Origin of the sequence: Campylobacter taeniopygiae (genome assembly GCF_005406225.1) — a bacterium.
Taxonomy (GTDB): Bacteria; Campylobacterota; Campylobacteria; order Campylobacterales; family Campylobacteraceae; genus Campylobacter_D; species Campylobacter_D taeniopygiae.
The window spans coordinates 58,165-72,224 of sequence record NZ_NXLY01000001.1 but is presented as its reverse complement, the minus strand read 5'-3'; the positions used below and the strand labels follow the sequence as shown (position 1 = coordinate 72,224).

At 29.3% G+C, this 14,060-nt stretch carries 17 protein-coding genes and 1 pseudogene; 13 read left to right on the top strand and 5 right to left on the bottom strand.

The features are described 5' to 3' along the window. Positions 1-2 precede the first annotated feature (2 nt). Positions 3-332, bottom strand: a complete 330-nt coding sequence (gene rrpA / locus CQA75_RS00360; RefSeq protein ID WP_137623088.1) for a MarR family transcription factor RrpA — start codon at positions 330-332, stop codon at positions 3-5. A 103-nt stretch (positions 333-435) separates the two neighbouring features. On the opposite strand from rrpA, the gene CQA75_RS00355 reads away from it, so the two are divergent. Continuing rightward, positions 436-1,017: an NAD(P)H-dependent oxidoreductase gene (locus CQA75_RS00355; protein WP_137623087.1), complete on the top strand. Its 582-nt coding sequence runs from the start codon at positions 436-438 to the stop codon at positions 1,015-1,017. 17 nt (positions 1,018-1,034) lie between these two features. Here CQA75_RS00355 and tupA read toward each other — a convergent pair whose 3' ends face one another. Further along, entirely contained in the window at positions 1,035-1,844 is an 810-nt protein-coding gene (gene tupA, locus CQA75_RS00350; RefSeq protein WP_137623086.1) for a tungstate ABC transporter substrate-binding protein TupA, read from the bottom strand. Between the two features lie 97 nt (positions 1,845-1,941). On the opposite strand from tupA, the gene tupB reads away from it, so the two are divergent. The 7 genes from tupB (at position 1,942) to CQA75_RS00315 (ending at position 8,296) form a co-directional block, all read left to right on the top strand. Next, on the top strand, positions 1,942-2,628 hold the full coding sequence (gene tupB, locus CQA75_RS00345) for a tungstate ABC transporter permease TupB (RefSeq protein WP_137623085.1): 687 nt from the start codon (positions 1,942-1,944) through the stop codon (positions 2,626-2,628). Next, on the top strand, positions 2,629-3,609 hold the full coding sequence (gene tupC, locus CQA75_RS00340) for a tungstate ABC transporter ATP-binding protein TupC (RefSeq protein ID WP_137623084.1): 981 nt from the start codon (positions 2,629-2,631) through the stop codon (positions 3,607-3,609). A 104-nt stretch (positions 3,610-3,713) separates the two neighbouring features. Next, positions 3,714-4,538, top strand: a complete 825-nt coding sequence (gene galU, locus CQA75_RS00335; protein ID WP_137623083.1) for a UTP--glucose-1-phosphate uridylyltransferase GalU — start codon at positions 3,714-3,716, stop codon at positions 4,536-4,538. After that, positions 4,532-5,752 carry a glucose-6-phosphate isomerase gene (locus CQA75_RS00330; RefSeq protein WP_137623082.1) on the top strand — a complete coding sequence of 407 codons (1,221 nt, stop codon included), beginning with the start codon at positions 4,532-4,534 and terminating at the stop codon, positions 5,750-5,752. Before galU ends, CQA75_RS00330 begins: the two co-directional genes overlap by 7 nt. Positions 5,753-5,879: 127 nt before the next feature. Then, positions 5,880-6,329, top strand: a complete 450-nt coding sequence (locus CQA75_RS00325) for a Dps family protein (protein ID WP_137623081.1) — start codon at positions 5,880-5,882, stop codon at positions 6,327-6,329. Beyond that, the gene (locus tag CQA75_RS00320; protein WP_246023715.1) at positions 6,317-7,219 is read left to right on the top strand and encodes a lipase family protein; all 903 of its coding nucleotides are present in this window, start codon (positions 6,317-6,319) and stop codon (positions 7,217-7,219) included. Before CQA75_RS00325 ends, CQA75_RS00320 begins: the two co-directional genes overlap by 13 nt. Positions 7,220-7,258: 39 nt before the next feature. Continuing rightward, positions 7,259-8,296 carry an ATP-binding protein gene (locus CQA75_RS00315; protein ID WP_137623080.1) on the top strand — a complete coding sequence of 346 codons (1,038 nt, stop codon included), beginning with the start codon at positions 7,259-7,261 and terminating at the stop codon, positions 8,294-8,296. Here CQA75_RS00315 and CQA75_RS00310 read toward each other — a convergent pair. From CQA75_RS00310 to coaE, 3 genes are read right to left on the bottom strand one after another with little or no spacing between them, the layout of a single operon-like run. Then, the gene (locus CQA75_RS00310; protein WP_137623079.1) at positions 8,293-9,048 is read right to left on the bottom strand and encodes a glucosaminidase domain-containing protein; all 756 of its coding nucleotides are present in this window, start codon (positions 9,046-9,048) and stop codon (positions 8,293-8,295) included. The two genes, CQA75_RS00315 and CQA75_RS00310, sit on opposite strands and share 4 nt — an antisense overlap. After that, positions 9,023-9,772 (bottom strand): diaminopimelate epimerase, encoded by a 750-nt coding sequence (gene dapF, locus CQA75_RS00305; protein WP_137623078.1) that lies wholly within the window; start codon positions 9,770-9,772, stop codon positions 9,023-9,025. Before dapF ends, CQA75_RS00310 begins: the two co-directional genes overlap by 26 nt. After that, positions 9,769-10,380, bottom strand: a complete 612-nt coding sequence (gene coaE / locus CQA75_RS00300; RefSeq protein WP_137623077.1) for a dephospho-CoA kinase — start codon at positions 10,378-10,380, stop codon at positions 9,769-9,771. The genes dapF and coaE overlap by 4 nt, the downstream gene beginning before the upstream one ends. Positions 10,381-10,440: 60 nt before the next feature. On the opposite strand from coaE, the gene purM reads away from it, so the two are divergent. From purM to CQA75_RS00280, 5 genes and pseudogenes are all read left to right on the top strand, one after another. Continuing rightward, the gene (gene purM / locus CQA75_RS00295; protein ID WP_137623076.1) at positions 10,441-11,430 is read left to right on the top strand and encodes a phosphoribosylformylglycinamidine cyclo-ligase; all 990 of its coding nucleotides are present in this window, start codon (positions 10,441-10,443) and stop codon (positions 11,428-11,430) included. Beyond that, complete coding sequence (locus CQA75_RS00290; protein WP_212741792.1) at positions 11,427-12,170, top strand: class I SAM-dependent methyltransferase; 744 nt, start codon at positions 11,427-11,429, stop codon at positions 12,168-12,170. The genes purM and CQA75_RS00290 overlap by 4 nt, the downstream gene beginning before the upstream one ends. Positions 12,171-12,274: 104 nt before the next feature. Beyond that, the gene (locus tag CQA75_RS00285) at positions 12,275-13,225 is read left to right on the top strand and encodes a glycosyltransferase family 9 protein (RefSeq protein ID WP_137623075.1); all 951 of its coding nucleotides are present in this window, start codon (positions 12,275-12,277) and stop codon (positions 13,223-13,225) included. Positions 13,226-13,277: 52 nt separating this feature from the next. Further along, a pseudogene (locus CQA75_RS09085) lies at positions 13,278-13,430 on the top strand (SAM-dependent DNA methyltransferase); the annotation flags it as partial. 64 nt (positions 13,431-13,494) lie between these two features. Next, complete coding sequence (locus tag CQA75_RS00280; protein WP_137623074.1) at positions 13,495-14,049, top strand: hypothetical protein; 555 nt, start codon at positions 13,495-13,497, stop codon at positions 14,047-14,049. Positions 14,050-14,060 lie beyond the last annotated feature (11 nt).

Sequence of the window (14,060 nt, the reverse complement as noted above, 5' to 3'; positions counted from 1 at the left end):
ATTTATCCTTTTTTGTGATTTTCGCCCCATTCACACATGGCTTCTAAGATAGGAATGAGACTTTGTCCGCGTTTAGATAAGCTGTATTCTACTTTAGGAGGAATTTGAGGATATTCTTTGCGTATGATGAGTTTATCATTTTCTAAACTCCTTAAAGTGTTGGTGAGTGTTTTAAAAGAGATTGGTTTTAAAATTCTTTTTAATTCATTATATCTTATCACTTGATTGCGAAAAAGGCAGTATAAAATACTCATTTTGTATTTACCTTCAATAAGGGATAAGGTATAATTAAAGCCACATTCATTGAAATTGCAATTTTCATCTTTTATCATTAAATGCACTCCTTTAGTATAGTATCTTACTTTATTTTTCGTATTGACTATTGTTTATAGTTAAAATATAATTTTAGCACAAAAATTGATCAAAGGAGTGAAGATGGAGACAATATTATTACTCAATGGAGCGAAGGAGTTTGGACATTCAAATGGCAAACTTAATTTTACTTTGCACAATCATGCTGCTAAAATTTTAAGTGATTTGGGATTTGAAATTTTACAAACTCACATTGATAAAGGCTATAATGCACAAGAAGAATTGGAAAAATTTTTAAAATCTGATGTTATTATTTATCAAATGCCAGCTTGGTGGATGGGTGAGCCTTGGATTGTTAAAAAATACATCGATGAAGTTTTTACTGTAGGGCATGGCAAACTTTATGCTAACGATGGAAGAAGTCATGAAAATCCTACAAAAAATTATGGAAAAGGTGGTTTGGTTAAAGATAAAAAATATATGTTTAGCTTAACTTGGAATGCACCTATTGAAGCTTTTAATGATCAAAATGAGTTTTTTGAGGGTAAGGGCGTGGATATGGTGTATTGGCACTTGCACAAAGCTCATGAATTTTTAGGTATGAAAGCCTTAGAAACTTTTATATGCAATGATGTCATAAAAAATCCACAAGTTGAAAAATACCTAAGTGATTATGAATTACATTTGAAAAAGGTTTTTAAATAAGCAGGAAATTTCCTGCTTTATTCTTTTCTTGTTTTAGCATCTACTTTAAATAAAGGTTTATAAAGCAGTTTAAATCCGCCGATAAAACTTAAAGTATCGTCACTTGTAAGCCAATTGATGAATTTTTTTGCTTCAGTGTAATTAACATTTTTACAATGTTTTGGATTTACTGCGATTACAGAATAAAAATTTTTCAATCTATCATCACCTTCATTAACGATGATCAAATTCGGTTTTCCTTTTTCATTAAATTCATACTTGATATAAGTGCCACGATCGGTTAAAATCACTCCTTTTTTCTCTTCAGCGATTTTAATACTTGCGAGCATTCCTTGTCCGCTTTGTTGATACCAACTTTCTTTTTCTGGAACTTTGCCTATGCTTTTCCACAAGCTTTTTTCTTTATTATCGGTGCCTGATTTATCTCCTCTTGAAATAAAGGTTAATTTTTCATCTCTTATAAGTTTTAAACTCTCTTCTAAATTTTTACCCTTAAATTTTGGTGCTAAAGATTTATCCGCAATAATGACAAAATCATTATACATTACAGGGGTTCTATCAATTCCATAACCTTTTTTGATGAATTCCTTTTCAGCTGTTGGAGAATGCACAAAAAGCACATCTGCATTACAATCTTCACCCATTTTCAAGGCCGCGCCTGTACCAACAGCAACCCATTTTAAAGTATTGCCTGTTTCTTGCTTATAAAGAGGTTGTAAGCCATCGAGTAAGCCTGTATTGTCGGTGCTTGTTGTGGTTGCCATTCTTAATTCTGCTGCTTGAATGTTTAAAGCCAAAAACAATCCTAGAAATATCGTTTTTTTCATCTTTTTCCTTTAAAAAATTTTATAAAATATAATGTAGAAAGATTTTAACATAAATTATGCTAAAATTTCTTAATTTATTTTTTTTGGACTTGTGAATTTGGAATATATTTTTGACGGTTTTAAACAAGCTTTATTATTGTTATTAAACGCTGATGATAGTGTGATTTCAGCTATAAAAACAACCATGTTAAGTTCTAGTATATCTGTAGTTTTAGCTTTAGTAGTGGGCTTTCCTTTGGGTTTTGTTTTAGGATTTTTTAATTTTAAATTTAAGCGTTTTTTAAGGCTTATAATCGATACAAGCCTTTCTTTTCCAACCGTGGCGGTGGGTTTGATTTTATACGCTTTGATCTCAAATCGTGGGCCTTTAGGGGAGCTTAGCTTACTTTTTACTATAAAAGCTTTAATTTTAGGCCAATTTATACTCGCCTTGCCTATAGCAATAGCTCTTTTTGCGAATTTAGTTGAAAGTATCAGTAAAAAGCAATTATTGCTTATCAAATCGTTTCATTTAAATTCTATAAAGCTTATCATGATTATCATCCATGAGTTAAGGTTTTCTCTTATCAGTGTCATAGCTTTAGTTTATGGGCGTATTGTAGCTGAAGTGGGTGTAGCCATGATAGTTGGCGGAAATATCAAATACGATACAAGAACAATTACAACGGCAATTTCTTTGGAAACCAATAAAGGCGAATTTGCCAGTGGCATTGCCCTTGCTTTGGTTTTAATCTCAATTGCTTTTGTTTTAAATTGCATCATTTATAAATTTAAAAGGCGTTGAGTGATAGAGCTTAATAATTTTAGCTTTAGCTATGATCAAAAAAATATTTTAAATATTAAAAAATTAGTTTTAGATACTAGCAAAATCAGTATTTTAATGGGTTTAAATGGGAGTGGAAAATCCACGCTTTTAAGAATACTTAAATTTCTTGAAGGGGATTTTGAAAATATTTCTTATTTTGGAAAAACGCATTTAAATTCAGATGAAAAGCGTCAAATTTATCTTCTTTTTCCAGAACCTATATTTCTCAATCGCAGTATTGAAAAAAATTTTTTATTTCTTTTAAAAACTTATAAAATCGATTTAAAAGAAAGTCAAAATCGTATCGATGAAACTTTTAATTTGCTTGAGATTGATAAAAGCTTACTTAAAAAACATCCTAATGAACTTTCTTCAGGACAAAGTCAAAAACTTGCCTTTGCTTTGGCTTTGAGTATTCGTGCGAAGTATTATTTATTGGATGAGCCTAGCGCTTTTTTAGATCAAAAAACAGCCATTTTGTTTAAAAAAGCAATTTTATTTATGCAAAAAACTTATAATAGCGGTTTTTTAATTGCAAGTCATGATAAAGTTTTTTTAGATTCTTTAGCACAAAAAAGATATTATTTGCATTCTGGTGAAATTTTGGAATTTGAAAATACTAATGTTTTTGATCTTGAAAATAAAGGAATTTATTTTGATCGTTTTATGGATTTTAGTCCTTATATGAAAAAAAATTCAAGTAAAATAGCCATAAATCCTTATAAAATTTCTTTTGCAAAAGAAAAAGATAATTTAGATCATGCTTTTGATTTTATAATTGATAAATGTTTAGTTATAGCTTTAAGAACTAGAAAAGATTTTGTTTTTGTACGTATTAAAACTCAAGATAAAATTTTAGAATTTGGCTTAAATCAAGATCAATTTAGCCAAAGCGGTTTAAATTTATACGATGAAATTATTCTTACGTTTAATCAAGATGCTATTTATTTTTTAGATTAACATAATTTTTGTAAAATCGCTTTTTAAGATTAAAATTCAATTTTAATTTAAAAAATGTTAATAGAAAATCGTTATTGATTTTAGTTTAAAAATAAAGGATTATTATGCTTCAAACTTGTATTTTTCCTGCGGCTGGTTATGGGACTAGATTTTTACCTGCTACAAAAAGTCTGCCTAAAGAAATGTTGCCTATACTTACTAAACCTTTAATCCATTATGGAGTTGATGAGGCTTTAGAAGCTGGAATGGATAATATGGGCTTTGTCACAGGAAGAGGTAAGAGAGCTTTAGAGGATTATTTTGATATTTCTTATGAATTAGAGCATCAAATTTCTGGGACAAAAAAAGAATATTTACTTAAAGACATACGATCTTTAATCGATCAATGCACCTTTACTTTTACACGTCAAAATGAAATGCGTGGTTTAGGCGATGCCGTGCTTAAAGGAAAGCCTTTAGCAGGAGATGAAGCGTTTGGGGTTATTTTAGCTGATGATTTATGCGTGAATGAAAACGGCTTAAATGTAATGGCACAAATGGTTAAGATTTATGAAAAATATCGTTGTACTGTTATAGCGGTTATGGAGGTACCAAAAGAACAAGTTTGTAATTATGGAGTGATCGCTGGAAATACAGTAGAGGAGAATTTGATCATGGTAAATTCTATGATAGAAAAGCCTGATCCTGATGAAGCTCCGAGTAATTTAGCTATCATTGGAAGATATATTTTAACTCCGGATATTTTTGGAATTTTAGAAAATACAAACGCGGGTAAAAATGGAGAAATTCAACTTACAGACGCACTTTTAACGCAAGCAACTAATGGTATGGTTTTGGCTTATAAATTTGAGGGAAGGCGTTTTGATTGCGGTAGTGTTGAAGGTTTTGTCGAGGCGACAAATTATTTTTATGAGAAGAGTAAATGCTAAAAAATTCGATTTTTTTTAAAAAAGTAGAATTTTCTACCATTACTTCTTATGCCTATCGCATCAATGATGAGGTTCAAAGCGGTGAAATAGGGTATTATCATCTTTTTAATACGAGTTTGCCACTCATTGAAGAAGGTTTAGAATTTATCAAAAAACAAGATCATGTTAGAAATATTGTTTTGATTGGAATGGGCGGATCAAGTTGCGGAGTTAAGGCTTTAAAAGATATGCTTTTAAATCAAAAAAGCAAGGATAAAGAGCTTTTTATCCTTGATAATACAAGTACTTATTCTTTATTTTCTGTACTGGAAAAACTCAATTTAGAAGAAAGTTTATTTTTAATCACAAGTAAAACAGGTAGCACTATAGAGGTTGTTTCGCTTTTTAAATTGATCATTGATTATTTTAAGATTGAAATTTCTAATTTAAAAAAATATTTTGTTTTTATTACAGATGAGAATTCTAAATTGCATCAAGAAGGTGAAAATTTAGGCATTAAAAGTTTTTTTATTCCTTCAAATGTTGGAGGACGCTTTAGTGTTCTTTCAGCTGTTGGTATTGTACCACTTTGTTTTTGTGGCTATGATGTAAAAGCTCTTTTAGAGGGTGCTAAGGCTTGTTTTGATGATTTTTTTATCCATAAAAAAGAGGAAATTTTACAAAAGGCTTATCATTATTGTACGCATAAAAATGCAAATATCAATGTACTTTTTTCCTATGATGATGTTTTTAAGGGTTTTAATGAGTGGTATATTCAATTAATCGCAGAAAGTCTTGGAAAAAAGCAAGGTTATAAACGCATAGGACTTACGCCCATTGCTTTAATAGGTGCAAGGGATCAGCATAGTTTCTTGCAATTAATCATGGATGGCCCAAAAAATAAAACCATCACTTTTTTAAAAGTAAAAGACAATGAAAAATCGCCTATAATTCCTGATATTCATTTTAAATTTTTAGATTCTTTGAGCAATAAAGTCAATTTACACGATCTTTTAAACGCACAATGTGATGCGACAATGCATGCTTTGATTTCTGAAAATTTAAGCGTAGATGTTATAGAAATGGAAAAACTTGATGCTTGGCATGCGGGTTATTTGATGTATTATTATGAGCTTTTTACCTCAGCTTGTGGCATAATGCTAGGTATTAATACCTACAATCAGCCTGGTGTTGAAGTGGGGAAATTGATTTTAAAAAATATTTTAAAATCCTAACCATTTTTTAAATAAAAAGAGTATAATAGTTATTAGATAAATTATATGATATAAATTTTTAACTAATAATAATTATTATTTAAGAATTTTATGTTATAATTTTCAAAAATTAAAAAAGGAGTTTAAAATGTCAGTAGTTAAACAATTATTACAAATGCAAGCGGACGCTCATCACTTATGGATTAAATTCCATAATTATCATTGGAATGTAAAAGGTTTGCAATTTTTTTCAATCCACGAATACACAGAAAAAGCTTATGAAGAAATGGCAGAGCTTTTTGATGATTGTGCTGAAAGGGTTTTGCAACTTGGTGAAAAAGCGATCACTTGCCAAAAAGTTTTAATGGAAAATGCAAAAAGTCCTAAAGTGGGTAAAGATTGCTTTACACCAACTGAAGTGATCGAGTTAATCAAACAAGATTATGAGTATCTTTTGGCTGAATTTAAAAAGTTAAATGAGGCTTCAGAAAAAGAAGGAGATACAACTACAGCCGCATTTGCACAGGAAAATATTGCAAAATATGAAAAAAGTCTTTGGATGCTTAGCTCCACTTTACAAAACACTTGCAAAATGTAATTAAAAAGGGGTTTTTACCCCTTTATGATTTTGATACTTTTTTAAATTTATCATCTAAAAAATCTTTAACTCTTCAAGAATTAAATTCCAAAGAAAAATTACACTCTAAATTTCAAGAAAATAAAGAATATTTGATCCAAATGTATCATTATTCTTTGCTTTCTCATGCTGCTTATTTGAATTTAGATTTAAAAGATATCTTTGTTAAAGTTAGTCAAAAAGAATTCTTTAGGGTTTTAACAAATTTTTCTTATAAAAATGGTATAGCCATAGGAAAATTTGATCCTTTTATAGCATTTTATTTTATAAAAAATTTCGTTTTACTCGCTCATATTAATGAAAATTTCTTAGAATCTAAAGGCGGTTTTAGAGCGAGTTTGTTTCAAGATAGAAACACTCAAGAATTTATTTTAGTCATTGCTGGGAGTGATTTAAGGCCGATTAAATTTGATCTTGGAGATATTTGGAGTGATTTTTTAATTTTAAATCACAAAATCCCCAAAGCACAATATTTATCCCTTTGCTCCTTTTATAAAAAACTCAAATCAAAATTTCAATTTAAAAAAATCACTCTAGTAGGACATTCTTTAGGCGGATATTTAGCACAAATTTTTATGGCGCGTTTAGGATTTGCTGTAGATAGAATTTATACCTTTCAAGCTCCTGGGCTTTCTAAAAATATAAAAAATAACAGCTTACATATAAAAAATAATTCTTATCATTTTTATACCCATCATTTGCCTAAGGAGCAAATTTGCTGGCATCATTTTAATTTTGTCCAAGCCTTGTACTCTAAGAAGGGAAATGAGATCATCTTAAATTTAGGAACAAGATTGCATCATCCAAGACTTTGTCCTATGATGATTTATAAAGTTTTAAAACTTTTATGAAGAAAAAATTATTATAATATCCTTTTTAAAAGGAAAAAAATGAAAATATTGAATTTTTTCTATGAAAATGCACCCAAATTTGAAATAGACTATGAAAGAAAAGTGCAAATTTCACAAGCCAATATCATCCTTAAAGGCCCTAAAAAATCAGGCAAAAAAACCTTAATTTTTAATTATCTATCCCAATTTAAACCCGAAGAAATTTTATTTTTAAATTTAAGCGATATACGTTTTGAAAAAGAGAGTTTAAAACAACTTGGAGTTTTTTTGCAAAATCATCATCAAATCAAAATTCTTTGTCTTTATGATCTTGATTTTACTTTGGATTTGCAAGATATTAAAATTCCTATTATAGTAAGCACAGATAAAAAGGATTTGCATTTTAAAGATTTTAAAGAACTTTGGCTTGATTATTTTGATTTTGAAGAATTCATAAGTATCAATAAAAAAAATCTACCCATTAATCACTTAGTAGGGCTTTTTTTGCAAACTGGACGCAGTGAATTGAGCCGAAAAAATGAGCTTTTAAAGCAAAGTTTTAACTTTTTAGAGCTTGAAATTTTAAAATATTTAGCCAAAAATTTAGGGCAGCAAATCAGCATTTCTAAGTTATTTTTAGAGCTTAAAACAAAGATAAAAACTTCAAAAGACAGTGTTTATCATGCCATAAAAGAGCTTGAAAATCGTTATATTATTTATCCTATTATGCATGGTGAAAAAAAACTTCAAAAAATTTATTTTAGAGATTTTGGTTTAAGGAATAATCTTTGCATTTATAAGGATTTTGCACATTTATTTGAAAATGTGATTTTAAATGAGCTTTTTAAATTTCAAGAAGATTTTTTTTACAATAAATATTTTCATTTTTTTAGCAAAGAGTTAAAAATCGCTTATATTTCTAGTCCGACTTTGGATATTGATTTGATTAAAATTCGTGCAAGAAAAATCGTTTCTAAGGCTTTAGAATTAGGAATTTATAATGTGATATTTATCACCCTTTCGAGTGAAGATAGTTTTTTAGAGCAAGGGGTTAAATTTGAAATTTTGCCTTTTGATAAATTCGCACTTGGTTTTTAATTTTTAAAAAGATCTAAGCTTGGCTTAGAATTAAGATTATCGTATTTTTCAAGATGATATTTATCCATGACCTTTGTTACGATATCGATATAAAAATCTTTACGTTCTGAATAAGCGTGTAAGGTTCTTATAGCTTCAAAGCCTTTTATAAGTTTGCCTTCTTTCATATCTTGATACCTTGCTTCTCTAAAATTAGCGTAAGCAAAATGTCTGTTTAAATTTAAAACGTAAGAATTAACACTATCTTGTAAAGAATCAAAAATTTTAATTTTATGCTTTTTATTAGGATGTCTTAGATCAGGAATCAAGCCTTTATCACCCCAAGTCCATTCCCCAAAAAGATTGTTTGCTTCTTTTGCAAAACGACTAGTGCCGGTTGCGCTTTCAACTAAAGCTTGTGCTATGCCCATAGATTTTGGGATAGGAGCGATTCTTTTTTTATACTCGTAATAATCAAAAAGATTTTGCACTCGATATTTTTCTTTGAGTTCTAAAAGTTTGGCAAAAGCTTGTTGATTGGCCAATCTAAAGCCATTTTGAAATTCGTATTTAAAAAATGCATCGATGAAATCTTGCTCTTTAGCGATTTCTTTAAAACTTTCATCAAACATCGCATTCATTTTGACAAAAAAAACTTGCCTTTTTTCTTCTATGCTTAAGTTATAATAATCTTCCCCAAAGCCATCTTCTAAATTTGATGTAGCAAAAATTTGACTCAAAAAAAGACTAAGAAAAATTATAATTCGCCTCAAAACAGTATCTTACCTTTCCTTTAAAAAACAATTCTTCATGTTCTAATCTAAAATCAACTTTTTCTCCGCTTTTTGGAAATACGCTAGCTTTATCTTGAATTTTTTGCTCTAAAAATGCAAGATAAAAACAAGCTCCCATTCCTGTTCCACAAGCTAAAGTTTCATTTTCGACACCGCGTTCAAAGGTTCGTACCTTTAAGGAATTTTCATTTATGATTTTTGCAAAATTGACATTTGCATCATACTTTTTTCTCATTTTTTCACAAAGTATGATATCAAATTCATCTAAATTTTTACAAAAATGTACTAAATGTGGCACTCCAGTATCGCAAATTTGCCAAGTTTTTCCAAATTCTTCAAATGGGCTTTTTATATTTTTAACTTGTCCAAATGAAATTTCTACCAAATCATTTTCAACTTCGGCCTTGATCACACCTGCTCCAGTTAAAAAAGTCATTTTTGATGGTGTTTTATTGATATGATGTGCAAAATGTGCCGCAGCCCTTGAGCCATTGCCACACATACTTGCATAAGAGCCATCATTGTTATAAAATTCCCATTCAAAATCGTATTTTTCATGAGGCAAGATCACGATAAAACCATCTGCACCTATGCCTTTATAGCGATCGCAAATTTCTTTAGCTAATTCACTTCTATTTTCTTTTTTATCAGCATTTGTAATGATAAAATCATTGCCATTAGCACAATATTTATAAAATTTCAAATTATTCCTTTGGAGATTTTTTTAATCGTCAGTATGCATTCTTTTTCAAAATCGGCATAAGAGCCAGTATTTTTTATAATCAAATCCGCTTTTTTAAGTTTTTCTTCGATATCCATTTGAGAATAAAGCCTTTCTTTGGCAGCTTTTAAATTTAAATTATCCCTTTTCATAAGTCTTTCTAGGCTTAATTCTTTAGGAGAATATATCAAGATCACTTTGCCTAAATTCTCATAAGCTTTGCTTTCAAAAAAAAGTGGAATTTCAACGAAATAGGGTTTATTTTGTTTTTCTAAAATTTGCATTTGCTCTAAAATTTGCATTCTGATTTTTGGGTGGGTAAAATCTTCTAATATTTTTTTTGCTTCCTGATCGTTAAAAATGATACTACCAAGAATTTTTCTATCGATTTTTTTGTTTTCTTTTAATAATTTTTGATTTTTTGTATTGAATTTTGAAAACATTTGTGCAAGTTCTAAAGAGTGTTGATCTAAAATTTCATGAGCGATTTCATCTGCGCTGATGCTTTGAAATCCCATAGAATTTGCAATTTGTATAAAAGTGCTTTTGCCGCAAGCGATTGAAGCGGTTACAAAAAAAGCATTCTTCATCTTATGCCTTATTAAAACTTTTTTCGTTAAAATAACTTTTTATTTCTTAAAGGAAAATTAATGAAAATTTCATACGAAGATGCTGGAGTAAGTATAGATAACGGTAATGCTTTTGTTGAAGCTATAAAGCCACTTGTAAAAGAAACTTTTAATGAAAATGTTATCGGTGGCATAGGATCTTTTTCAGGTGCTTTTAGAATGCCAAGTGGCTTTAAAAAGCCTGTGATGTTAAGTGCTACAGATGGAGTTGGGACTAAACTTCGCTTAGCTATAGACGCAAAAAAATACGACACCATAGGGCAAGATTTGGTTGCGATGTGTGTGAATGATCTTATTTGCAATTTTGCTACGCCTTTATTCTTTTTGGATTATTATGCTACGGCTAAATTAGAAGTGGATGTTGCAAAAGTTGTTGTTGAAGGGATCGCTAAGGGTTGTAAGTTGGCAAATTGTGCTTTAATCGGCGGTGAAACTGCTGAAATGCCTGGAATGTATGCAAAAGATGATTTTGATCTTGCGGGTTTTGCTGTGGGCATGGCTGAAGAAGATGAAATCGATCGAAGCAAATTTGTAAAAAATGGTGATATTTTATTAGCACTTCCAAGTTCTGGACTTCATTCTAATGGCTATTCTTTAGCTAGAAAAGTGCTTTTTGAAAGTTTAAAGATGAAGTTTGATGATAAAGTAGAAGGAAAAAATTTAATCGATGTTTTATTGGAGCCTACAAGAATTTATGTGCGTGAATTTCTTACTTTAAAACCTTTTATCAATGCTTTAGCACATATTACTGGTGGAGGCTTGGTTGAAAATTTACCGCGTGTTTTACCGCGTGGAATGGGAGCAATCATCCGAAAACATCATCTTAAAACCCCTGAAATTTTCTATACCATAGGCGAAGCGGTTGAAGAAAATGAAATGTATAGAAGTTTTAATATGGGTGTTGGTTTAGTGATGGTGGTTGATCCATCAAATGTAAGCAAGGTTTTAGAGGCAAGTGATGCTTTTATCATCGGTGAAATTGTGATCAATGAAGGTATAGTTTTAGAGTGAAAGCAAATTATTACGATGCTTTATGCACGCAAATGTATGAAATTTTGCATACAAAGGCTCCTGAAGATGAATTAAATTTTTATCTTTCTTATGCTAAAAAAGAGTATAAAATTTTAGAAATGATGTGCGGAAGTGGACGTTTTTTACTCCCTTTTATAGAGCGCGGTTTTGATATTAGCGGGGTAGATAATTCTATTTTTATGCTGGAAAAACTAAAAGAAAAAGAGCCAAACGCAAAGATTATACAGGGTGATGTTTTAGATTTTTTTACTCATGAACGTTTTGATTATATTTTTATAAGTTCGGGTTCGATTTGTTTGATTGGTGATGTAAATGAGTGTAAAGAGTTTTTAAAAAAACTAAAATCTTTTTTGGTAAAAGGTGGAAGATTGGTCTTTGCGCTTGATACTATAGCGACAAAATGTAAAGATGATGAGGATTATAAAATAAGCGTTAGTGTTAAAACAAAGCAAAATTTTGACTTGTTTTTGAAAAGTAAAAATCATTATGATGAGCTTACAAAGACTCAATTTTCACCTTCAATTTATGAATTATACGATAAAGATAAGCTTTTAAAAAGTGAAACTATGGATTTTAAAATCCATCTTTATGATTTAGAGGAAATAAAAAATATTTTACAAGAGCTTGACTTTGAGTGCTTTTTTATATATTCTTCTTTTGATAAAAGAATTGCTAAAGATGATACAAGTGAAATGTTTTTATGTGAATGTATCAATTAAGAAAAGGAGATAAATAATGAAAAGTATAGATTTACGGGGGGGGGTATAAGCAACTTTGTGTAGGGTATTATTGCCCCTATAGTATAGGAGATATAGTTGCAACTTTGGATGCACTTTATGCTATAAAAACTATTTTTAAGGCAAAGGTTATTGTATTTGGTGTGAAAAATACTCAAAAATTATTAGAAAATTTTGATTTTATAGATAAAGTTGAAGTTATTGATTTCGCCGCAAGAGGAGGAAATCAGCAAGTTTTAAAACAAATCAATTCTTTTAATTGCGATTATTTAATAGCATTTCATGCAAAAAGCTTTTTTGTTAAATTTTTGCTTCAAACCAATGCCAAACGCATTATAATCCGTCTCAAATGGCTAAGTTTTCTAAGTCCTCGTTGTATTACTATCAATATTAGTTTTATTAAGAGATTTTTTAAAGATAGAAGTGAAAGAGCAAAATTTCTTTATTATGCAAGAAAAATCAATCCAAAGCTTTATGATGAAAAAATTAAAAATCTATGCTTTGATACTAAGATTAAAATTCCAGCCGAGAATGAAATTTTTGTTCAAAATTTTTTAAATTCTTACAAGTTAAAAGAAAAAGATTTTATCGTGATCAATCCTTTTGCTGTTTCAACGCCTTATAATCTAAGCATTCAAGATTACATCACTTTAATTTGTAAAGCCAGTTTGATGAAACAAGTCATCATTCCTACTTATGAAGCAGTCCATCAAGAATTTATGGAGCAAATAAATAGTTTAGATGCTTTGTTAAATAAACAAATTTTTATCTTTAAAAATAATGAGGATATTTTAAATTTAGTCGCCTTGCTTAATTACTCTAAATGTTTGATTAGTCCTAGCACAGGAACGATTCATCTTGCTACCAATCTTGAAATTCCAAGTATAGGTTTATATCCTTATAAGGATGATGAGCAATGGCCAACTTTTAATAAAAATTATGTTTTTATCCCAAAACCACAAAAAGAGTTAATCAAGGAAGATATTGATAGAATCATTGAGGAATGTTTAGATAGATTGAAGCGATTACTTGATTAAAATTTGTTCGTTAAAATATAGAGATTTTCTGGATAATTTTTATTGGAATACTTTGTCAAATAGAAATTATGATCTAAGCGCTAAAAATCCAAATGTTAAAGAAGAAAAATCTTTGCGTGAAGTGGAAGAAATTTTAGAGGAATTAAAACAAAATCAAGAAAAAGCTAAAGAGTTATTTGTTGGCATCTTAAAAACTATAAGATAAACTAGATTTAAAATGATTTATATATAATAAAAAGCTTAAATTATTTTTTTTACAAGGAAAATTTATGGAAGATCGACAAAAAATCGCTAGAAATGTGAAAATTTTTGCTCTTACAAGTTTAACTCTCAGTGTGTTGGCTATAATACCTTTAATAGGGCCTCTCTTTAATATAGCTAGTTGGATTTTATATATCATTGTTTTTTATAAACTCAAAGTTCATGCTGGCGCTAAGAAGTTATTTATTAATTTTTTTAGCATAGTGGGTATTGTTGTGCTTGGCGTCATCATTGAAATTATTTTGAGGTATGCTTTTCATGATCAAGACATTACTATCCTAGTTGTAGAATTTTTATTGTATGTTATCGTGTTAGCAGTTTCTTATAAATTTGCTAAGAATATGTTTTATGAAATCGCAAGAGTAACTCATCAAAAATATTTTATCAAAGCTTTTTATATGTATTTTATAGGTATGTTAACAATATTTCTTGTCTTTCCAATTATACTTATTTTCATTGGTTTTATTTATCATATCCTAGCTTGGATTAAATTTAAAAGTTTTGATGAAGAGATAGAAATAAATAATACAGAAAATCAAATTGATTTAAACTCAAAAAAATAAAAGGAAATCTT

Coding starts and splice junctions, on each gene's coding strand:
- galU (WP_137623083.1), top strand. CDS start 3,714: ATGCTTCAAACTTGTATTTTTCCTGCGGCTGGTTATGGGACTAGATTT.
- tupA (WP_137623086.1), bottom strand. CDS start 1,844: ATGAAAAAAACGATATTTCTAGGATTGTTTTTGGCTTTAAACATTCAA.
- coaE (WP_137623077.1), bottom strand. CDS start 10,380: ATGAAGAATGCTTTTTTTGTAACCGCTTCAATCGCTTGCGGCAAAAGC.
- CQA75_RS00315 (WP_137623080.1), top strand. CDS start 7,259: ATGAAAATATTGAATTTTTTCTATGAAAATGCACCCAAATTTGAAATA.
- CQA75_RS00330 (WP_137623082.1), top strand. CDS start 4,532: ATGCTAAAAAATTCGATTTTTTTTAAAAAAGTAGAATTTTCTACCATT.
- rrpA (WP_137623088.1), bottom strand. CDS start 332: ATGATAAAAGATGAAAATTGCAATTTCAATGAATGTGGCTTTAATTAT.
- CQA75_RS00325 (WP_137623081.1), top strand. CDS start 5,880: ATGTCAGTAGTTAAACAATTATTACAAATGCAAGCGGACGCTCATCAC.
- CQA75_RS00280 (WP_137623074.1), top strand. CDS start 13,495: ATGGAAGATCGACAAAAAATCGCTAGAAATGTGAAAATTTTTGCTCTT.
- CQA75_RS00355 (WP_137623087.1), top strand. CDS start 436: ATGGAGACAATATTATTACTCAATGGAGCGAAGGAGTTTGGACATTCA.
- purM (WP_137623076.1), top strand. CDS start 10,441: ATGAAAATTTCATACGAAGATGCTGGAGTAAGTATAGATAACGGTAAT.